The organism is Limnochorda pilosa, from assembly GCF_001544015.1.
Taxonomy (GTDB): Bacteria; Bacillota; Limnochordia; order Limnochordales; family Limnochordaceae; genus Limnochorda; species Limnochorda pilosa.
In genome coordinates this window covers 3,711,680-3,733,447 of sequence record NZ_AP014924.1, presented here as the reverse complement: position 1 = coordinate 3,733,447, position 21,768 = coordinate 3,711,680, and the positions used below count along the sequence as shown (strand labels likewise).

At 62.9% G+C, this 21,768-nt stretch carries 15 protein-coding genes; 4 read left to right on the top strand and 11 right to left on the bottom strand.

The window, feature by feature from the left end:
• Nucleotides 1–1,614: a PIN domain-containing protein gene (locus LIP_RS16825; RefSeq protein WP_068141005.1), complete on the bottom strand. Its 1,614-nt coding sequence runs from the start codon at nt 1,612–1,614 to the stop codon at nt 1–3.
• Between the two features lie 144 nt (nt 1,615–1,758).
• Here LIP_RS16825 and LIP_RS18220 point away from each other — a divergent pair, with 144 nt between their 5' ends.
• Nucleotides 1,759–2,766 (top strand): phospholipase D family protein, encoded by a 1,008-nt coding sequence (locus LIP_RS18220; protein ID WP_082726498.1) that lies wholly within the window; start codon nt 1,759–1,761, stop codon nt 2,764–2,766.
• Nucleotides 2,767–2,790: 24 nt separating this feature from the next.
• Entirely contained in the window at nt 2,791–4,209 is a 1,419-nt protein-coding gene (locus LIP_RS16815) for a DNA-methyltransferase (protein ID WP_068140999.1), read from the top strand.
• Here LIP_RS16815 and LIP_RS16810 read toward each other — a convergent pair.
• The 9 genes from LIP_RS16810 to LIP_RS16770 form a co-directional block, all read right to left on the bottom strand.
• Nucleotides 4,206–4,973: a hypothetical protein gene (locus LIP_RS16810; protein WP_068140997.1), complete on the bottom strand. Its 768-nt coding sequence runs from the start codon at nt 4,971–4,973 to the stop codon at nt 4,206–4,208. The genes LIP_RS16815 and LIP_RS16810 overlap by 4 nt on opposite strands.
• Nucleotides 4,974–5,083: 110 nt before the next feature.
• Nucleotides 5,084–5,896 carry a hypothetical protein gene (locus tag LIP_RS18705; protein WP_144440567.1) on the bottom strand — a complete coding sequence of 271 codons (813 nt, stop codon included), beginning with the start codon at nt 5,894–5,896 and terminating at the stop codon, nt 5,084–5,086.
• Between the two features lie 541 nt (nt 5,897–6,437).
• Nucleotides 6,438–6,671, bottom strand: a complete 234-nt coding sequence (locus LIP_RS16800; protein ID WP_068140990.1) for a hypothetical protein — start codon at nt 6,669–6,671, stop codon at nt 6,438–6,440.
• Nucleotides 6,672–7,843: 1,172 nt separating this feature from the next.
• Nucleotides 7,844–8,194, bottom strand: a complete 351-nt coding sequence (locus LIP_RS16795; protein WP_068140986.1) for a hypothetical protein — start codon at nt 8,192–8,194, stop codon at nt 7,844–7,846.
• Nucleotides 8,195–8,493: 299 nt separating this feature from the next.
• The gene (locus LIP_RS16790) at nt 8,494–8,922 is read right to left on the bottom strand and encodes a carboxypeptidase-like regulatory domain-containing protein (protein WP_068140984.1); all 429 of its coding nucleotides are present in this window, start codon (nt 8,920–8,922) and stop codon (nt 8,494–8,496) included.
• Between the two features lie 154 nt (nt 8,923–9,076).
• Nucleotides 9,077–9,931, bottom strand: a complete 855-nt coding sequence (locus tag LIP_RS16785) for a hypothetical protein (protein WP_144440566.1) — start codon at nt 9,929–9,931, stop codon at nt 9,077–9,079.
• Between the two features lie 274 nt (nt 9,932–10,205).
• Nucleotides 10,206–11,150 (bottom strand): UPF0164 family protein, encoded by a 945-nt coding sequence (locus LIP_RS16780; protein WP_068140975.1) that lies wholly within the window; start codon nt 11,148–11,150, stop codon nt 10,206–10,208.
• A gap of 15 nt (nt 11,151–11,165) precedes the next feature.
• Nucleotides 11,166–17,291 carry a PKD domain-containing protein gene (locus tag LIP_RS16775; RefSeq protein WP_082726497.1) on the bottom strand — a complete coding sequence of 2,042 codons (6,126 nt, stop codon included), beginning with the start codon at nt 17,289–17,291 and terminating at the stop codon, nt 11,166–11,168.
• Between the two features lie 259 nt (nt 17,292–17,550).
• Nucleotides 17,551–17,988: a hypothetical protein gene (locus tag LIP_RS16770; protein ID WP_144440565.1), complete on the bottom strand. Its 438-nt coding sequence runs from the start codon at nt 17,986–17,988 to the stop codon at nt 17,551–17,553.
• A gap of 429 nt (nt 17,989–18,417) precedes the next feature.
• Here LIP_RS16770 and LIP_RS20185 point away from each other — a divergent pair, with 429 nt between their 5' ends.
• Nucleotides 18,418–19,068, top strand: coding sequence for a sigma-70 family RNA polymerase sigma factor (locus LIP_RS20185; protein WP_068140969.1), 651 nt, complete (start codon nt 18,418–18,420; stop codon nt 19,066–19,068).
• Nucleotides 19,069–19,262: 194 nt separating this feature from the next.
• Here the strand turns inward: LIP_RS20185 and LIP_RS16760 are convergent, their stop codons facing one another.
• A complete protein-coding gene (locus LIP_RS16760; RefSeq protein ID WP_068140964.1) occupies nt 19,263–20,135 on the bottom strand; it encodes an AlbA family DNA-binding domain-containing protein in 873 nt (290 codons plus the stop codon).
• A gap of 98 nt (nt 20,136–20,233) precedes the next feature.
• On the opposite strand from LIP_RS16760, the gene LIP_RS16755 reads away from it, so the two are divergent.
• The gene (locus LIP_RS16755; RefSeq protein WP_068140962.1) at nt 20,234–21,688 is read left to right on the top strand and encodes a DNA methyltransferase; all 1,455 of its coding nucleotides are present in this window, start codon (nt 20,234–20,236) and stop codon (nt 21,686–21,688) included.
• Nucleotides 21,689–21,768: the final 80 nt, after the last annotated feature.

Sequence of the window (21,768 nt, the reverse complement as noted above, 5' to 3'; positions counted from 1 at the left end):
CTAGTCCACGCGCTGGTTCCCGAACGGCAGCTGGCCGTACGCTTCCCGGAAAGCTTGAAGAACATCCCGGTACGGCACTGTATGGTAGACTTCATCGTGCATCCACGCTACCAGCAGGTCGGCGTGATCCTTGAGCTGCCAGACCGCTCTCCCCTTCCAGTGAGGCGCCGGCCGCCCCTGAGCGAAGCGGACGAGGTTCTTGACCCGCCCTGGAAGGTTCTTGCTTTCTCCGATGTATAGCAAGTACGTCCCCTCGACCCACAGCTTCTCAAGCCGCTCGACCGGAAGGGTGGGGTCCTTTCCGTTGGGCCGTCCAGCGGGGCTTGTCGGGAGGAATTCAGGTGGAAAGGCCGACTCTCTTAGCACGACGTATGCCCCTGGCCCCGGGGGGATGTGGTCAAATCGCTGGAACCGGCGAACCTTCACAAAGCCTTCGAAACCCATCTCCTCGACCTCTTGCGGGTGAAAGGGCGGGCGGTACCTGGGTGGCTCTGGTTCCGCAGCTTCCTCCTCGAGCCATTCCTCCGGAGGTTTAAGCCTCTCCACCGACGAAGTGATCCGCTGAATCTCCGCCGCGGTCCTCAGGAAAGGTGCCACAAAGTCTTGGGCTGACACTATCCCCTGTAAGGCGGGACCCATGTGATCTGTCGCGGTGCGAGCGATCTCGGCGGCCCTGACCACTCCCGCCCCGACCATCCGGGCGGTCTGATGGTACTCGGCCAGCCGCTGTCCAAGGAGGCGCACCATGCTGTTATACCCCTCGAGCGCCTTGCCAATGGACCGGGCGGTGCTGCCGAGCGCATCGAGCCTCATCCCCTGGGCGCCTACGATTTGCTTGCTGAGTTGCTCCTGAGCCTGGCGCATGCGGGCGAGTGCTGTGAACATGTCCGTGAGCAGGGAAGGCTGGCCGACGGCATAGGACACACGTAGAGAGCCCTTAAGGTAAGCCTCCTCCTGCTCCCGGGACACCGTGGTGTCTAGCTCCTGCCTGACTACGTCCGCCAAGCTGTTGTAGATGCGTGTCCCCGGGGCCAGGTCCTGGGCGATTTCTGGATGCAGGGCGTCGCCTTCAAAGTAATCAGCGTCCTCTGTGCACAAGACTAGCTCAAGGTCTCCGTGATCCCTGTGATAGGCCGCAACGCTCTCGACGATCACGGCGTCGGCATCAAGCAGGTAGTTCACGTCTGGGTTGGCGGGCCTTCGCCCATCCGCAGTCCGCTGGAAGGCAGCAAATACGATCGCGGGCGTCAGGGGGACCTTCACGGTATAAGGCGCCTGGAAGATCTCGCTGATGACCTCGTGGGCGGCTTTGCGGTTTTGCTCCAGAGCCGTCATCTCGTTCTCGATCAGCTCGATGAGGGCCTGGGGAGGCTTGCGTCGGGAGTAGAGGTCCCCGATCGCCTTCAGTACGTCGTTTTTGTCACGCCGTGCGTCCTGGAAGGTCTGTGCTTCTTCCCGCCAGTACTCCCTTACCACAATCTCCGGGAGCAGCAGGCGGGCAGCCCCTGCTTCGAGAGCCTGCCGGAGCCGGCCCAGCAGCCCAGCATCGTGATGGCCAATGCGCATCCTGGTGCAGGCCACGAAGACGTTGGTGTCCAATAGGAGGTACTTCAATGCCGCATCCCCCGGAGGAGCGAGTGCGCCCTCTACGTTCAGCAGGAGTGATGCCAATCCCTTCCACGACGCAGAGGAATCTGCCTCTTGGGCGACAATTGGTTGGTGGTATGGGTCCAGGCAGGGAAAGGAGGGTGTGGAGTCATGGTGAGATTTGCCTACCCCAAGCAGGAACTCCTCCGCCAACAATGCCGATCTGGCGAGGAAGTCTTGGTGTCGGCGCCGTTCTATAGTGCGGAGTCCCTAGCGTGGGTAGTCCCTGCGGCAAATGGTCGGCTCGAATTCTGGACTCGGCTCAACCCGAACGACTTTGTTGCAGGTGTCTCCGATCCCGCTGCCCTTGTGAAACTAGTAGATTGCCTAGGAGCCGGGCGTGTAACGCTTCGGATGCACAGAGCGTTGCACGCTAAGATCTACCTGGTGGATAGAAAGTGGGGGTACGTGGGCTCCGCCAACCTGACCCTGGCGGCCTTCTTTACAAACGTTGAGGCAATGGCGGAAATGGATGGCGAGGAAGCCGAGGCTCTGGCGCACCTAGTGGATATCATGCGCCCACGTCTCCAAGAGGTTTCGGTGGATGATTTCCGTTCGTTCGTTGACGCAACAAAGGACGTGATAGAGAAATACCCAGAGCATCGACAACTCGTGCCTGAAGAGGCGCAAGGCGAGCTCCAGGCTGCTATTGACCTCGCTGATGACCTTCTTGTGCCGAGGAAGCCCGAAATAGATCATGAACGGGCGCCCCGCCTTGAGGATTTCATCGTGTTCCTGGAGAGAAGGAATGAGAGCAGTGCGGGAGAATTAATCGCAAGGCACAGGGGGCACAGCAACCTTCAAGGCCATGTAAAACAAAGCTATTACGGCTCGGTGCTCTTCTTGCTGCATCCGGCTTACGCTTCATTACGACCTGGGCTTGTCCAGACTGCTGTGAATCATGTCCCCCGAGTGAGTCGTGAGGTCGAGGAGAAGTGGATAGAGTTCCTGGATGCTCACGCAGGCATCAAAGGGCCTGACTTCGACCTGTCTGTCCTGAGACGCATCTTGCCGGAGAGTCTGGGGGGGTATACGACCACAGGTGGTGGGGCAAGCTCAACTTTCCGCAGGACCTTGCCGCTAGTCGCCCGTTTTCTGGATGAGCACAAGATCGAATAGGGCCTTCCGCCAAGGAGGCGCATCATGGCGGAGCAAATCGTTTCGGCAGCCAGCAAAGCCTTTCTGGTCACTGTGGCGCAAGCGAAGGAACGCTTGGCCCAAGGCGAGGTTGCTCATTTCGACAGCTTGATTCATGGTGATTGTCTCGACGTCCTGCCGGCCTTTCCAGCCAACTCGGTGGACCTGATACATACGAGTCCGCCGTATAACATCGGTAAGGCCTACAAGTCCGTCGATGACGATCGCCTGCTAGATGAATACATAGCCTTTCTTGAGAGTGTAGTGAACGAATGCTACCGGGTGTTGAAGCCCGACGGGTCGTTCTTCTTCCAGACAGGGTACAGCGAAGACGCTGGCCAGGACCGGGAGATCGTGCCTATCGACATGCTTACCTACAGGCTTTTCCGGGATGCTGGCTTCCGCCTTTGGGATCGGGTCATTTGGTACTATTTCGGGGGCATGTCGTTTGCCCGTAAGTTTAAGAACAACCACGAAACCATCCTTTGGTGGGTCAAGCCAGGCAACGGCAAGTTGGCGCCGTACTTCGATGTTGATGCTGTTAGGGAGCAGTCTAGGTCCTACGACAAGAGGAACAACCTTTGGGGCAAGAACCCCGGGAATGTGTGGATCGAGGACCGAGTGGCCTTTGGTGGCCACCGGCGTGTGACCTCTCACATAGCGATCTACCCGGAGTCGGTCACGGAGCGGATCATTCGGGCTTGTTCCCGGCCGGGTGAAGTCGTCTTGGATCCCTTTGCGGGGAGTGGAACGACCCCCGCTGTGGCAAGAAGCCTTGGGCGTTCCTGGGTGGGCATAGAGATCTCGGAGGAATACGCCTTGGAGTCCGCTTTTCGTCTTGGGACCAAGCAGCGTGATGAGCTACATAGCCTTGGGTCTGGGCTAGTCAAGATTGTGGGGTTCGATAACCGCCCACGTCAAGTGCCGCTTGAGCACTTGATGGAGCGGGTCAAGGCATGGGTGCAGCACCTGCGTGTCGATATGCTTCGAGAGACGCTCGAAAAGCAGCTTGGGAGGTTGCATGCAGCTGAGCCGAGCTGTAAGGGCAGAGTGCCTGAGAATGGCATGAAGGAATTGAAGCCTGATGTCTGGGCGATGTTCGATGGTATGTTCAGCAATCCGCCCTCGGGTTTCCGTGCACTCGTCGAGGCCAGCGCCATCCTTGATGCGCTGTATCCGCAGAGATCTCGATGGAACGGTATCCGACGCTACTCCGATACGCTTGATCTCCTAAAGCGATTGTGGGTTGTTACTGAAGGTGGGGAGTCGCTAGATGGGTTCTTGGCACGAGTCCTTGAGGACGAGCCTTCTTCGTACGAGACCCGGGGGAAGCAGGTAGTCTTCAACGGACCCCCGCTGCAAGTAACCAGCGCGGATTCGGGCTCAGGGAAGAACGGAATTGGGCAGGGAAAGATGTTCAGTTAGGATCCTGGAGCATCAAGTGAGGGGTCCAGGCCTGCCAGTTCTGCCATGACCAGGTACGTGTACAGCACCGCCCTCTCGGCATCCTGGAGCGTTAGGGGGCGGCCCGCCTTCTGCGATCGGTGCTCTACCTTATGGCCGAGATCGCTGACGGCGCCCCAGTAGACGAGGAGCGCATCGAGGAGAGCAACCGTGGTGTCTCCCGCCTCGGGTTTCCAGGTCTCCAACACCGCCCTGGTTCGATCGACCGTCTTGTCCTTGGGCAGCGTCCGCTGTTGCGAAGCCGGCACAACCTGCTGGTAGAGCTGCTCGGCAAACTCCTGCATCGCCTCCCGGCACTTGTGGCCGATCTCGGAGTAGTCATGCTCGTCGTGGGCATCGCTCAACCTGGAAGCTGCCTGGTCCATCAGGTCCTGTGCCAGGCGATATGGCTCAGGGAGCCGATCTTGAACGAACCGAACCCGTCTCTCAACCAGGGCAGCCGGACTTCCAAGGCCGGCGACCTGCATCCCCCGATTGGTCACGGAGAAGAGCAGATCCCCGTATCTCCTGCGCTCGGTGATTCTCACGAGCCCTTGATCCGCAAGCTCTTCAAGGTCGGATGGCGAGACCCCGTGATGGCGGTAGTGCCCTGCTAGTGCCAGGACTTCGGAGCCTTCCTGGTCGGAGGATGCAAGAAACTCCTTCGGCTGCCCTTTCGGCACCCGTCGCACGGCATCGGCTAGGCCTTGAAGTAATTCCAGCTGGTCGGGAGTTAGCTCTGCCACCTCGCAGCCCCCTTCCTCCCAGGCGCTCTCGTTCCTATAGAGCTACGCTGACCTGCTTGTGGCTTGACGGGCAACGCGTAGCCTTGCTCCAGTCGGGCGCCACCGCGCCTTTACCGAGGATTCAGATCCCATACGGTCTCCTTGTATTGCCTGATGTCATGCATAAGCCTGTTCGTACGAATCTGTACGTCACGTCCCGACAGTTGACCTAACTCATCCAGCCAGGTCTCAAACGACTTGCGAGGAATGCCGATCTCAGCCCCTAGGCGCATCAGGGCCTGACCCAGGTCGTTTAGGTTGTCCCTGTCTAGCTGATATACTCCAGTCTCCATGAGGTGCTCTATGTAGCCAATCATCCATCCTACGTCAAACCAGTAATGCAGCGATGTCGAGGGCGATTGGGCCCAGATCTCCATGCTGACGTGGTAATGGTAGTAGCCCGACCCATATACCAGGTCAACGCCTTCAAAGTAGTCACTGTCACGGGGCTGTCCACGGAAGGCCTCCCTAAGGCGTTCCTCCGAATCCTGCTCGAACGTGATGCCGAACACACGGTGCCGTTCCTCGATCCCGCTTCGGAGGTCGGCTAGAATCACAGGTCGAACGTTACGTGGATCCTCCTTTTCTAGCATCTCTTCCTCTACGATGCCGAAGTACGCCGATGCAAGAGTACCAAGATCAAAGGCAAGATCAGCCAGATCACGCAGCTCCTCGACACTACGAGCGTAGAGCTGAGCAACGCGCTCTTCGAGCGTGCGATTCTCAATATACTGGCGTACACTGCCAAGGACTCCGACACATAGCCCCAGAACAAGTAGAACTAGAGAGATCCTCTCGTACCTAGCCAGGCGGGTGTGTCCAGCGATGTACTCCTTGGCTGTGAGAATGAGGAGCCCCGCGATGGTAATCAGCAATCCCAGCATGGTTGGCGGTCCAGCTCCTCGTCCAGCATAGCGCGCCCCGGGTTACTGCCTCCGCCGATCGATCTTCCATAACATCCGGGAGACTCCTTCTTCCGGAGCTATAGGGCGCCAGACCGTCAAGTGTTTGGGGACCGAGGTATGAGTCTCTCCCTTCGTTCAGGCCGCTATCGATGCTAGCCCTGCCTGCGCTGATTCTTCGGTGAAGCGTCACGACAGGCTCCACTCAGCCAGATTCAAAGGCGAGTCCACAGACCGCTATCCCGATAGCCTGGCCTTGGGCGTCTGGCTCTGGGTGCCTGGCAACGTCCGGGCACCGGCACGTCCGGCGATTATGGGTAGACCCGAAGATCCGAAGTGGTGTACACGAGACGTCTGGTAAAGCAGGAAACCGGGAGCAAGGGTTCGTTGCCCCGCTCCCGGTCAACTAGATCCGGGAAGTCTGCGCATGTCTCAGTCCTTTCCCCAGCTTGCTGTCTTGCGTTCAGGTGACCACGGTGGTCGCGTGCGATGCTTTGGCCACGACCAGCGCGTGCACTCGGCGTCAGGCGGCCTCGCGACGCCTGTAGATGACCGCATTCAGCCGCCCAATGACGTCCATGATCCGTTGGCGGCCCGTCTGGTCGATCTCCGGCACACGCTCGATGAGCTCAGCTGCGGCTTCGAGCTGGCGAATGGCGTCGGTGAACTGGGACGCATCATCCGAGCGCGCGTGGGCTGGCGTCACTTCAGGCTGAGCATCGACATCGTCGCCCCAGTCCTCGGAGTCTTCGGCCACATGCAGGTGCCCAGCGGTTTCAGCAGCTCCCGTGTTTCTTGGGTCACCGGCGTTTGGAGCTTCGGCTAGCTGGCCGGGCTCGCTCGACCACGCTGAACGCCGGGTACTGAGCCAGGAAAGAGGATAGAAGATCCTCAGCCGCTCGCTCGATGTCAGGGAGTGCTAGACCTGACCGGTTTTCGATGGCCACCACCGCAACCGTCTTAACGGCGGACGCCCCCGTTGCGGTCAACGCGAGAATGGGGAACAGAAGCACTAGGAAAGCTGTAAGCACGCGCACCCGTATCGACACGTTGGCATCACCCCTCCAATCCATGGGGACCAGTGCATTGCCTTCGCTATTGTCTACTTCGGCACCTGTGGCCGAGCCCCCTACATGTTTGGTCCCGGGAGCATCGGTCCCCCTCTGTCGTCGATGCGTCCCGCTGAGCAAGCTCGCTGCGGACATCGGGCGATGAGTCGCTGACCGGAACCGGCCCTCCTGACGCCCGACGACGTTGCTCGTCCGTCAGCCCTACCAGACCGTCGCTTGGTCCTCTACCGGGCCGCTGCCGGACATGCCCCCCTGCATCTCCCCCCGCGCAGCGCATGGCGGAGGCCTAATCTAGGCACCTGCTCGGGGGGCTAACGGTTTGGTTCCGTCCCCTTCGGCCAAAAGCACCGGTGGCCCGCTCTAGACGGCCCTCTCCCGAGGGAAATGTGCTCCCATCTCTGGCCGACTGGAGGTAGTCTGGTTGTCGATGGCCTGATCGTGACTGGCCCCCGGACTACATGTCGGGTGTGAACTCCCCCCCAAGTGAAAGGCCCACCACAGGATTGCCCCTTGAGGGTGCAGGCGCCAGATGTGCCGCCTCTTCCGGTTCGTAAGGAACCGCACCTCGAGGAACATGCGGTTTCCCCGGGGGCAAGCCTGGAACGGTACCGCCGGGCACTCGAAGCAGGCGGGGAGGACCCTGAGACCCCTAAGTACGCTCATCGCTAGGTCATGGCTGCCTTCGCTGCAAACGGCAATGCCGAAAACTCTTTCTCCGGGCCGCGTGTGGCCCGCGCACGAGCGAGGGCGTTCACTCTTCGCCACTATCGCCGGAGTCTCCCCGCAGTCCTGTGCTCTATTCGGACGGTTCCGAGCGTTCAGGTAGTGGGCGGGGTAAACGTCGACGTTCTCAAGCAGGTCATACCGGAGAGCCAAACCTCCGGCCGCCCAAATCCTCCGGGGCATCTTCCGGCGTCCACGGCCTCAGGTCGGGGGCCAGCCCCATCTTGGCAACGGTCGTATCACGCCCGAAGAACTCAGAGGCTCCAGAGAACAGCCGGATCGCATCGCGGATCCTGCGGCACGCGCGTCGATGCTGCGCGCACTCACACTCCTGACGAAAGATCTTCGCTTCAAGGCGACGTGCCCCCGGGCCACCTTCCGCCCGAAGCCGCGCGAGCTCTTCCTCGGCCTCGCGAAACTGTTCCTCGAGGCGCAGGGAGAGGGCCTTGAGGCTACGAAGCCCCTCGTCGATCTCGAATCCATCCACCGAGCCACACCTCCATGAGTCTAGTTGAGCGGCACTGGCGCCGGGTGCTTCCCATCCCATCCCCGCGGGGAGGGCGGTCTGAAGGGGCCTCCGGCCGGTGGCTGGCGGAGCCAGGGCCTCCGGCTCAGGCCGCAGGAGCTACAGATGGGGCTCAGGAGAGGTAAGCCGACTGTGGCTTCACGACGGACGACGCCGCGTTCTCGGCGCGAAGACGCCCACCGATTAAGCGTCACGTGGGCCCGCCTCAAGGGGCGCCAGGCCGGACACCTCGCGCGGTGCTGGCTGCTCCGTTGCTGTGATCACCGCGGCGTGCGGTTGACCACGATCGTGCCCCAGTCCACCACCGCTCCGTCCTCATATTTGGTCAGGTCCACGTAGAATCCGGTGAACCGATCGTAGCTGGTGTCGTCGGGCCTTGCGACCACGTAGTACATGTGGTTCTCCATCTGGGGGTAGTTGTGGAGGCCCTGCAGCTCGAAGTACCCGTCTCTGTCGGTGCGCGTCTGCGGCATGCGCCAGTGGGGTACCTTCCAGTAATTCTCCGTGCTTGAGATGCCCCGGCCCCACGTCTGCCTCGCGGAGACCGTCGCTGGCAGCGGCTCGCCCTCCGCGTTGACCACGCGGCCCGTGATGGTAATGCCCTCATCGGGCGGCTGGTAAGTCGCAGCCGGGACTGCAACCGTCGCTACGAGGCCGACGAGGACAAGCACGACCAGCCAGTTCTGCATCGCGATCTCCTCCTCTTCATTTCATAGAGCCCAGCATGCTCCCACGCTGGGAGCCTTCTCGGACGGAGCTCTGGCGCTCATCCCGTGGCTACGAGGTTTCTCCACAACTATCCTTGCGATAATTCAGCAGCCGTGCTCCGATGATTCGGGCGCCTCACAGGTGAGCCGTCTCGAGGCCCGCGAGGGCTGCTTCTTCCCTCGCCGCCGCCTCCTCGGGCGGCTCCAAATCCGGGAGGCCCCTCCTGCGGCGAACGGCCGTGACGAGAAGGTGCAGGCGCCTGGTGGCCTCCTCAAGGGTCAAGGGTCGGTCCTGGTCATCGTCGGCCAGGAGATCCCCGAGCCAGAAGTCGAGGGCTTTGCGGATGCGATCCTGCTCGCCCGCGATGCTCTGCATCTCCCGCTTGAGGTCAGCTGTCTCATCTGAAAGCACGGCTATGTCCTCGAGCGCCTGCACCGCCTCAATGGAGTTCGGTATCCCGGCCAGGCGGGCGAGCGACTCGACCAGCAGGGCCATGGATCGGTAGCGCTGCTCCTCGGCGGCGAAGCGCCGCCTGAGCACCTGCCTCAGCTCCCGAACCCGGTCGAGAACCCGCTGGGCAGCCTCTACAACCGCTTCCGGCGTGGGGCTCGGCTGCTGGGCCACTAAGCCAGAAGCTCCGCCAGGAGGCTCAGGCGCTGCGTTCGGACTGTCCGGGAGCGTCTCGTCCCGGGTCAGCTGCATGTGCGCCCGGTAGTCAGCCGGTTTCCACCCGAGACGCTTGAGAAGCTGGTAGTACCGGTAGTGAATAGAGGCAGCGCTATGACGGGCCGCCAGCCGCAGGACTACCTCGTTCCTGCGCTCGGCGTTCCAGTAGTCCTCAAGGATCAGGCGGTCCTCCTCTTCGGTGAACCGGTGAATAGAGCGCGCCAAAAACATCGTCCCCTTCCCGTTTGAGCGATTGGGCGGTTCGACGGGCCGCGCGTCGGGCCCGCGGCAAGCGAGTGGCCCATCATCATCCCATCCCATCACCCGGCAGATCCACGCCGCGTTGCCAGGAGGCGCCGCTCTTCGCCGCGTCGGCCGGGGAGGTGGCCGCAGCCCGAGCGCGGCGGCACGGCGCGAGGGGCCGGAGGCCAGGCGCCCGGCCACCCGATGGCTGCAGGTGGGTGGGGCGTGAAACGGCCAAGGCCTCCCGCGGCGAGCGCACCAGGTACCCAGGAAAAATCCCCAAAAGGAAATGCGCATAAGGGGCCCCACCGCAACACCAAAGGGGCGGAGGAAGCGCCTTGGAGCCCGACGCGCCTCACAGCAGAATGCTGAGCGAAAGCCTGTGGGTCCCGGCCAACCGCTGGGGCGCGTGGTAGGCGTAATCGATCCTGGCCGCGCCGATCCGGACCCCCATGCCCGCGCTGGCGTTCAGCTCCTCATTGTCCAGATCGTACCATGCCCCCGCCCTCAGGGCGAAAGAGCCTCCCAGCCAGGCCTCGGCCCCCGCGCGAGCGGACCTGCGCTGTGTTCTGCCTCCCGCAAAGGCCAGCGCCTCGTACTCGGCCGCAAGCGTCACGCCGCGCGCCTCGACGGCGGCGCCAATGGCGTAAACCGGATCGAAGGGGTCCGCGCCCGAGGCGTAGCGCATCTCGCCCGCCACCTGGCGGGCGGCAGCTCCCAGGCGCACCGGGCCAAGCTTCAGCAAAGCGCCCACGGTCCCGGTCACGCCTGCTCCTGCGCCGCTGTGAAGCTTGTCCGCAACGTAGGTGGCGTTGGTGCCCAGGAGAAGCGGGCCCACCTGCGTGCCGAAACCGAGCATGCCCGAGCCCGCCTTGAGATCGAAGCGGCCCGTTTCGTTGGCGTAGGCATCCGTTTCGGGTATCCCTGTGGACGTGAAGTAGGTGAGGCCAAGACCGAAGGACGGCCCTGCGAACCCGAGGGCCCCGTAGCTGGAGGCGCCGTACTCTGTTGAGTAGAAGGACGTGACCTCGTACCCGTTCAGGGCGGCCAGGCCCGCGGGGTTATAGTAGAGCGCCGTCGCATCGTCAACCACCGCCACGAAGGCGCCGCCCATCGCGAGCGCCCGGGCCCCCATCCCGATCTGCAAGTAGGCAGCGGTGCCAGCGAGATCCTGCTGCGCCTCGGCCGCGGGCCAGCACGGCGCCCAAGCGGCAAGGGAGAGGAGGAAGAGCCCGGGGGCGAGCCACGTTCCAATGCATCTCGCGCGGCCATCGCGCTCTGTCTTCTGGTGGCTACGCATCGCAAGGCGACCCCCTCAACGTTCTATCACCAGCCTTCTCACCTCGGAGCGGGTGCCGTCATCCAGCTGAAGCAGGTAGAGGTACAGCCCGTTGCCGAGCATCGCTCCCTGGGTGCTGCGCAGGTCCCACTGGAGAGACGGTAGACCTTCCGGAACCCTGGCCTGCCAGACCAGCCTCCCCGCCGCATCGTAGACGTAGAGCCTACCGGCGGCCCCGCCAGCGAAGTAGAAGGTCACGCTGTCGGAGCTGGGGTTCGGCCCGTGGGCCACGTGCCCGGCAATCTTCACGACGGTGAACGGCTCGCTGGTGGCCTCACCCGAGCCGCCGAGCGCGTCCGTCGCGGTGACCCGCACGCGGTAGATCCCGCCCGCCGGAACCACCGAAGTATCCCACTCGTGCTCCCCGACGTTCGCCACGCCTGCTGCGATGGAGACCCAGTTGCCGCCCGCCGAGGTATAGGCGAGGTCGATCGTCACCGCGCCATCGTCCCCGTCGGGGTCGGCGGCAGCCCAGCGGATGATCTTGTCGCCTTCCCACATTGCCCCGGCCTCTGGCGCCAGGATCGTTACCTCCGGTGGCGCGTTGGCCCCGCCCGCGAAGATCGTCCCGGTAAGCTGGGCCACCGTCGGGGAGGAAGCCCCGTCGAGACGGGCGACGACCCGTACGACTCCGCTCGTGCCCGCAGACACCTGCTGGGGAGAAACGAGCTTCCACGTACGGGCGGGCTCGTCGTGCCACATCAGGTGCAAGTCGCTCGGATCGACGTCGCTCCCGGCCACCCAGGAGAGTTCGACGGCATCGACACCCTCGCCTGAGTCGAGGTTGACGTCGAAGTAGCTTCCCTCTCCTGCGAAAAGCTTCACCCCTGCGGCAACTGGATTGCCGCCGTAGCTGGCGACAGTCATCAGGGGGGTACCAGGCCCGGACTTCACCAACGTGATGCCACCCAGGGCCGAGGCATCCATGGTGTAGTCCCCCGAGGGCGCTTGCTCGCTCAATACGCCCTCAACGGGCGCGCCGGGCGTCCCGACAGCGAGCGTGGCGCGCACCGGGTTACTTGAGAGGTCATCATCATCCGTCACGACGAGCGACACGTGGTAGATTCCTGGCGCGGCGTACTGGTGGGAGGGGTTCTGGAGATTGCTGGTCGCACCGTCGCCGAACTCCCACTCCCAGCCCACGATTTCCCCGTCCTCGTCACTGGAGGAGTCTGCGAACGCGATGACGCTGGCGGTCGTGAGATCCGTTGCGGGTGCATGGTCGAATGTGGTGACCGGCCTGGCACGGGCTAGGATCGCTACGGTCGCTGCATCCGTGCCGCCCCATGGATCGGCGACCGTGAGGGTGACCTCGTAGGTTCCAGGGCGGTCGGGCACGAGGGTCGCCACTGGAGTGGAGCCTCCGGTCAGCGCCGCCTCGCTACCTGCCGGGCGTGCGGTCAGGCCCCACGCATACGCCAGCGGCTCTCCTTCTGGGTCGGTTGAGCCTGCACCGTTGAGGGTTACTTTTGCCCCCAGCAGCACCTCCTGATCGGGTCCCACATCGGCAACCGGGCGGCCGTTCCCAGTGACGGTAACGCGATCGGGAGGGCTCTCACTCAGCCCATCGCTCACAACCAGTTCCAGTACATACTCCCCGGCGACGTCGGGGGTGAAGCTTGGAGCGTCCGTATCCGCTCCAGCGAGCGAAGCGTTGCTTCCGGCGGGGAGGAACACGAAGCGCCAGGAGTAGGCCAGCTCATCGCCTTCGGGGTCGTCGGAGCCGGTGCCGTCAAGGCGGACTATTTTCCCCACGGGGACGACTTGAGCCGCCCCGGCACTCGCGACGGGGGCGGCGTTTCCCACGACGATAGTCGAGTCGAAGCTCGACTCTCGCCCGTCACTGACAACAAGATCTGCCTGATACTGGCCGGGGACGTCCACGACGAAAGTGGGGGAGGGGAGAGCGGGATCGGAGAGCACTGCGCTACTGCTATCGGGCATGCCCGATAGGCTCCATTCGTACACGAGGTTGTCTCCGTCCGAATCGAAGGAGCCGGAAGCGTCCAGCTGCACGGTTGTCCCCACAGGTACAAGTTGGTCTGGACCGGCATTGGCGACGGGTGCGGTGTTGGCGGTAATCACTACCTCATCAGAGCCTGTAGCCCCGTGGATGTCCGTGACCAGCACCTGAAGATGGTATTGACCGGCGACGTCCGAAAGGAAGGAGGCCGTCGCTGCATTCGGATTGAGCAGGGTGGCACCGCTGGATGTCGGCTTAGAAAGAAACGACCACACGTACGCCAGGATATCAGCGTCCGCATCGAGCGAGCCGGAGGCATCGAGTTGCACGGCATCACCTACACTCACCGACTGGTCTGTTCCGGCAGCGGCGATGGGTGCGGTGTTGGCGAGGATCGCTACCTCGGCGGAGCCTGTGCCACCTCTCTGGTCATCAACGGTCAACCGGACCACGTAGGTACCTGCGATATCAACCACGACGGCGGGGGTCGGCGTGTTTTCCCCTTCCAGGGCGGCGCCACTGGCGGAGGGCTTCGACAGCAACGACCATTCATACGTGAGCGGGTCACCGTCAGGATCGAAGGACGCTGATCCGTCCATCTCAACGCTTGAACCCACCAGCACCACTCGGTCTTCACCTGGACGGGCTACCGGTCGGGAATTCGCCGCTATTGTGACCGTGTCGGGCTCACTGTCGCTGATTCCATCACTAACTCCGACTGCTACGACGTACTCACCTCCAACGTCGGGGACAAAACTGGGTGTTCCCGTAGCATCGTCGGAAAGTGCAGCGTTGCTGTTGGGTGGCTTGGAAACAAAGTACCACGAGTAGGACAGCGCGTCGCCCTCGGGATCCGAGGACCCCGTGCCGTCGAGGAGGACGGTGTTGCCTACGAGAACCTCTTGATCAACTCCCGCGTTGGCGACTGGGGGAGCGTTGCCTGTAACAACGACCACATCGACATTCGCTTCGGCTCCGTCGCTGACAGTCAACTCGATCCGATACTCGCCTGGGAGGTCCGCGATAAATGTCGGGGCACGGAGCGCGGGATCGGAAAGCGTTGCGCTACTGCCATCGGGCATGTCGATTAGGCTCCAGTTGTGCATGAGGTCATCCCCGTCAGCGTCGAAGGAGCCAGAGGCGTCCAGTTGTACGGTCGCGCCCAGCGGGACGACCTGGTCTGGCCCTGCGTTCGCCAGGGGCGGCGTGTTGGCGGTGATGGTGACCTCGTCCTGGTCGTTCGCGCCCCGACCGTCCTCTACGGTCAGCCGCACGGCATAGACCCCTGCCGTATCGGCCACGAAGCTGGCCGTGGAGGTCGAGGCGCCAGCGAGCGCCGCCTCACTCCCCAAGGGTCTGGAGACGAACCCCCATTCATAAACCAGCGGATCCCCGTCGGGGTCACTGGAGCCGGATCCGTCGAGATGGACCGTTGTTCCTGGCAGAACTCGCTGGTCCAATCCTGCATCGGCCAGTGGCCGGGTGTTGGCCGTGATGGTCACCTGATCCACGCCCGTCTCGTCCCTGCTGTCCGTCACAACCAGTTCCAGTACGTAAGCCCCAGCCACATCGGCGTCGAAGGTCGGCGCTGGCAAGGCCGGGTCGGACAAGGCAGCGGAGCTTCCGCTCGGGGCCGATACCAGAGTCCAGCGGTAGCTCAGCTGGTCCCCGTCAGGATCATGTGACCCTGAGCCGTCAAGCTGTACGGTGGAACCCAAGAGCACGATACGGCCCGGCCCCGCGTTCGCTACGGGCGGCGTGTTGGCGGTGATGGTGACCTCGTCCTGGGCAGTCCCTCCACGCCCGTCGTCCACCGTCAGCCGGACGGTGTAAACTCCCGCCACATCGGCCACGAAGCTGGCCGTGGGCGTACTCGCGCCAGCCAGCACCGCCTCGCTTCCCGCTGGCCTGAAGACGAACTCCCACCCGTAGGCGAGGGGGTCCCCGTCTGGGTCAGTGGAGCCAGACCCCTCGAGCTGCACCGTTGTCCCCGGCAGCACACGCTGATCAGGCCCCACATCCGCCACCGGCGGAGTGTTGGCGGTGACGGTCACCTCATCTCGGTCAGTTTCTCCGTGGCCGTCGTCCACGACCAACTCCACCCGGTACTCTCCTGCGACATCGGGGACGAAAGTCGGCGCCTGCGCGAAGGGGTCGGCCAGGGCAGCCCCGCTGGAAGGAGGCTTCGAAACGAAAGACCAGGAATACGAGAGCGAATCGCCGTCCGGGTCATGGGACCCCGATCCGTCAAGCTGCATTGCTTGGCCAACCAGTACAAGTTGATCTGGACCAGCCTGGGCCACGGGAGGGACGTTGACTTCCACGTTGAGGGCGAAGGCCGAAGTATTGCCCGAGGCGTCGGTCGCGGTAGCCGTCAGTACATCGTCTGCTGACAGGCCCGAAACGGGAATGGCGAAGTCGCCGTTCTCGCCAGTTACGCCTGTTGTCACGAATGTCTCGCCCTCACCGGCACCTGAAGGGTCGCCGTCGGCGAGGTAGAGATCAATGGTCATCCCACCCGAGGCGGCCGTGCCGACGACCATCGTGAGATCGGCGCTATGAATCGTTGGCGGTGATATGCCATCCTGAGCACCATTGGAAATCACGATGCCCGGCCCCGAGTTCTCCCGCATGCTGTTATAGCGGATCTTGTTGAACCTGGTACTTGACCCCGTCATGGTGATGCCGGTTCCGTTAAAGGCGATGAGATTGCCGGACTCAGGCGTATCTCCACCTATGACGTTGGCTGCGGCAGCGCTTTCAAGCAGGATCCCATGGCCGTTGCCAAGTGCCTTGGAGCCGTTCGCGTCGGTACCGATGCGGTTGCCTGCGACGACGTTGCTCGTGGACTGGAGTAGCCGCACGCCAGCCCCTTGGTTGGACGCGATGACGTTACCCGCCCCTGGGTTCTCCCCACCGACAATGTTGTCGTGAGTGCCGTATTCCAGAGAAACACCGTCACGGCCGTTGCCCAGGGCCACAGTGCCCGAGATGTCGGTTCCGATGTAGTTCCCGATGACAGCGTTACCAGTCGTGCCGCTGCTCACGATCTGTACTCCGCTCGAGACGTTGCCCGAGATCACGTTACGGACGCTGGCCGACGTACCTCCAATTGTGTTGGACGTCGCGCCGGATACGATGACCACACCAGTAGAGTTGCCGAGCGCACGTGTCCCGCTCACGTCCGTGCCTATAAGGTTACCGATCACCACATTATCAGCAGCTCCAGGTTGCCCGATCTCGATTCCTTTCCCGTTTCCCGAGACAAGGTTCCGCTCTGCAGGCGTGTCGCCGCCAACCACGTTGCCTGTCGACCAGCCCCCGATAGAGACGCCTATACTATTACCTATGGCGACTTCACCATCAATCGCCGTCCCTACGTAATTGCCGCTAACTACGTTGTTGTTCGCTTCAAGGATGTAGATCCCGTACTCCCCATTGCCCGAGATAAGATTCCGCTCTGATGGGGTATCGCCGCCAATGATGGTGTGCTCACCACGGAGCACATAGATGCCGTAGTAGGCGTTGCCTCGCGCGAACCTCCCCGTTGGATCCGTCCCAATGTAGTTACCGCTGATCACGTTGTCGAGCGCGCCAGCACCATCAATGTGGATTCCTGCGCTTGAGTTGAGGCTGATGACGTTTCGGTGCCCGGGCTCGCTGCCGCCGATGATGTTGCGCGCGCCTTCGATGCGTATGCCGTCTCGCCGCGCATTCTGGACCATAAGCCCTCGGATCACGTTGTCGTCCGAGCGAATCAGGAAGTTATCCGTATCCTGCGGATTCCCGGACCCGTCGACCGTGACGCGACCGTCCGCCCCTGCGATGGTCGTCGCGCCTTCCAGAAGCTCAATGGGGCCGAGGACGAGGCTAATGACCCCGTCGATGGCGAAGAGGATGGTGTCGGGCTCCCCGTTGGTGCTCGCGTCTTCGATGGCCGCCCGAAGCGTGCACGCGCCTGACTGATCGGCGCATGACCCGTCGCCGGGCGTATGATCGTGGCTGTCCGCGAGTGAGTCCACGGTGAAAGTGGCGGCCAGAGCCACCCATGGGGCCAGCGTGCAGAGGAGGCCGATGATCAGACCGCTTGCAAGAGACCTGGACGCGCGAGTTGCCTGCCAGCCTGAGCGCTGCTTCACCGCCGATCCCCCCTGAGGCCCCAACCCAGCGGCGGTTCCGTCGAGAGACGGGCGCAGTAGCCCCAAGGTTCCTTACGATGGTAAGTTCTGCCTCAAGGCCATCGTTCCTGCAGGATTCCTGTAGTGCGAGGGAGGGACCGCTGTAGGAGGGTAACCCCGGTGGCCCCGGGTCGGGCGAGCGCGCTCGAGAAGCATGAAGAACTGCTCGCCCGTTACGAGCGTCCGGTCCGCAGGGTCCCGGGAAGCTTGCGCCGCGCGGTCAGCGCCCGGAAGACGCATCCCGATTGACAGCGATCGTACCCCAGTCAATGACCTCGCCTTCCTGGTGCTTGGTGAGGTCAAGGTAGTAGCCCGTGTGCGCATATCCCGGCCGGTCCGGGGCGATCACGATGTAGTACTCATGGCTTTTCATCTCCGGGTAGTCGATCAGGTCCTCCAGCCGGAAGTACCCGCCTGCGTCCGTTGTCGCAACGGGCATGCGCCAGTTGGGTATCTTCCAGTAGTTGACAGGTGAGCCGTAACTATGCTCCCAAGCCTGCCATGCCTCCACCCTCGCTCGCAGCGGCTCGCCTGAGGCCTCGATGACCCTCCCCGTCAGGACGACGCCCGTCTCCGTAGGCGGATTGTACGTCGCCATGGGGACGACGATCAGCGCCGCGACCGCAAGGCCGATGATCCACGGAAGCCAGTTCTGCATGAACCCGTCCCCCTTGGTAGGATGCTCCATCACATTGTTTCGGCACCTCGTAGGGATTTCCTGTAATGCTCCTTTGAGTTCGAAGACCATCGGCCCGAGCCCGTGGCCCGGACGGTACAGGGCCTCCCGTCGCGTAGCTCCGGCTCAGTTGCTGGGAGTGGCGAGAACCGGTAGAATGTTGGCAAGGGGGTGGCGGCATGAAGGTCATCCGGCGAGAGCCCGAGCCACGAAAGCAAGGGGATCCTCACTACCGCCTGCTAGACAAGGATCTCCCCACCTGGTGGGTGTGGGTTACCCGCTTCCCCCGCAAGCCAGAACCTCGCGACGCAGAGCCCCTGAGTGAGCCCCAGGGGCTCGATGATGCGGTAGAATAACGGCAGCAAGCCCCGCGACCCAACGCCCTACTCTCCTCCCAATCGAGGTGCTAGCATGCACCAGACCATTCGCCCGCGCGCTGTGCCCAGGGAAGAGCAGATCCATCTCGCTGCCCTGGCCAAGCAGGGAGACGAGGGCGCCACCGTCCGGCTCATCGAGTCCTGCGCAGGCTTCGTTTACAGGGAAGCGGCTACGTCGTACCGCCGGCTCTTCGCCTCCCAACGAGCCAGGCTGGATGCACAGGACCTCGCCCAGGAGGGCTTTATCGGCATCCTTCGGGCGCTTGAGAAGTACGACCCCTCCCGCCGCTCGAGCTTCCTCACCTACGCCGCCTGCTGGGTCCGCCAGGGGATCCGACGGGCCATCCACGCCGACGCGGAGGTGGCCACGCACCTCTGGACCGTTCTCGGGCGGGTAGCCGCTGTGCTCGAGCGGGCTGGCCTCGAGCCCTGGGAGGCCGACGCCCGCACGGTGGTGAGGCTCGATCCCACGCTGAGGCTGGGGGACGTGGAGACCATCTGGCACGCCCTCGTCTCGCCCCTCCCGCTCGACATGGAGGTCCAGCTGGAGGAGAGCACCTCCCTCCTCGCCGAGACCATCCCCGACCCCCACCCGGAGAGGCTCGCCCCCGTGGCCCCGGAGATCATGGTGGGCCTGGCGATCGTCGAGGAGCATCCCAGGAGCAACACCCTGCTCCGCAGGTAGATTGACCTTGAAGACGAGGGCTGGCTCGACCGGCTCTACGCCTGGCACACGAGGCGGGAGAGGGAGAGGCGGAGGCAGCTGCTGGCCTCGGTAGCAGCGGGGTAGGGGTCTAAGCATTGCTTAGGCCCTCGGCACGGCAAGGAGAGGGCCCCCGGGGAACCGGGGGCTCAGTTGTTAGCTTCGGTAGCCGTCCCTTACTTGAGAGCCGTGGATGTCCGAAGTGGGCTACCCTCTAGCCGGTCGAGAGAGACATGGAGAGAGAAGCCAGCCGTGGATCGCTGACCCTTGTGCAAGGAGTCCCACCGCAGCCCGCCCTCCAGCTCGAATCGAATGACCTTATTCGGGGGAAAGACAGCTGGGAAGATGTCGCTCGGGTCGGTGAGAACATCTCTGTCGTGGCTATAGAGCCTGATGATCGGGATAGGCTGCTCGGTTTCGTCGCGAAACCTGATGGTGCAAGAACCGCGGGAGACCACGACGGCACTCTCCCCGGTCATCAGGATGCAATCCAGGGTCACGGTGTTGGTCGGGTACCCGGGCAGGCTGAACGAGTGTATGAAGAGCTTTGGTTCCGCCACGGGCGATCGATTGCCGAACATCTCGTCCAGTTCACGCCGTCCGGCCAGCCCCGTCTGAGACCCGCGCCTGATGAAGATGCAGTTCTCTCGGTCACGGTGCCTCCGCACGACGTGCGGGCGCGAGTCGGACCTGGGGATCACGATGACGGCTACGCGTTTTCCCTCAATCTGGAACTCATGCAGTTCCCAGCGCAGACGAGGTTCAATGAAGGCGTTTGCCTTGGACTGGATGTCTGCTTCGTCGAGACCAGTCGTCTCAACGCCAGCATCATATGCCTGGCCGCTCTTGTCAAGGCCGAGGATGATAACCCCGTCGGCGTTGCCGGGTGAGTTAGCTATTGCACAGAGGTCCTTTGCGAACTCGTCCTCGTCGCCGCGCAGCTTCCACCATTGCCGCTTCAGGTCGAGTTTGGGACCCTCGACCGACAGGCCGCTCTTGACAGCGTCGTAAGTGGAGAGCAGGATCTGTTCGGCTTGCTCGCGCTTCACCCGTATCACCCCCCGGCCGACCGGCCGTTTCGTCCGCCGCAAGGAACAGGAATTCGCCCCCCGGTAGCCAATTCCTACCTCCGGGAGGGCGGTCACGGATGGACGGCTGGGTGAACAAGTTCTACCTGGGCGACAACCTCACGATCCTCCGGGAGCACGTCCCAGACGAGTCCGTGGACCTCATCTACCTCGACCCGCCGTTCAACTCGAACGCCACCTACAACGTGCTCTTCAAGGAGCCATCGGGCGAAGCATCTCAGGCACAAATCACCGCCTTTGAGGACACGTGGCATTGGGGGCTCGAATCCGAGAGGGCCTACCGTGAGGTGGTGACCGAGGGGCCTAGGGACCTGGCCAATCTCCTGCAGGCCCTCAGAGCCTTCCTCGGCCAGAATGATATGATGGCCTACCTCACCATGATGTCCATCCGCCTCGTGGAGCTTCACCGAGTGCTGAAGCCTACAGGGAGCCTTTACCTCCACTGCGACCCGACTGCCAGCCACTACATCAAGCTCCTGCTGGACGCTGTCTTCGGCGCAGAGCGCTTCCGGCGGGAGATCGTCTGGCGAAGCGGTTGGGTAAGCGGTTTCAAGAGTCGCGCCTCGAACTGGATCCGCAACCACGATACCATCCTCTACTACACGCGGGGGGCCCGGTTCGTCTTCAACAAAGAGGCCGCTTATCAGCCCCACCCTGAGGGCTACCAGCGGAGGGGCGGTGGCGCGAACCCGCGGGGCGTGGCCCTGGACGACGTCTGGACCGACGTCTACTCCCCGTGGATCATGAGCTTTAGCAGAGAGAAGCTGGGCTACCCCACCCAAAAGCCCGAGGCTCTCCTAGAGCGTATCATCCAGGTCAGCAGTAACGAGGGCGATGTGGTCCTCGACCCATTCTGCGGTTGCGGCACCGCGGTCGCGGTGGCCGAACGGTTGAACCGTCGCTGGATCGGGATCGACATCACCCACCTTGCCATTGCCTTGATGAAGCACCGACTCCATGACGCGTTCAGCGAGGAGCTGTCACCCTACGAGGTCTTAGGTGCGCCGACCACCGTCGAAGATGCCCGGGCCCTGCTTGACGAGAAGGATGGCCGTTTCCAGTTCGAGTGGTGGGCCCTTGGCCTGATCGACGCCAGGCCAGCGCACGACAAGAAGAAGGGCGCCGACACCGGGATCGATGGTTACATCAACTTCTTTGATGATGGCTCCGGGAAGGCGAAGACCATCATCGTCCAGGTGAAGAGCGGCAACGTCACAGCTTCGCAGATCCGTGACCTGAAGGGTGTGCTCGAGCGAGAGAAGGCCCCGATCGGTGCCTTCATCACCCTTGAAGCGCCGACCAAACCGATGGTGAAGGAGGCAGCAGCAGCAGGTTTGTACGAGCCTCCCTCCTTGCCGGGGAAGCGATACCCGAGGATCCAGATCCTCACTATCGAGGACCTGCTCGCGGGCCACGCGCGGCTCGAGTTCCCTCGTCTTGCCGAGGCAACTTTCCAACGGGCGAAGCGAGCGAGTAAGGACCGGCCGGTCGAGCAGGGGCAGCTCGGGATGTGACGGCCTCGGCCGTCGAAGAGCGTGTCAACGTACCTGGGTTGCAGAGCGACCACGGTCAAATCCTCCCGAGGAGGCGATAA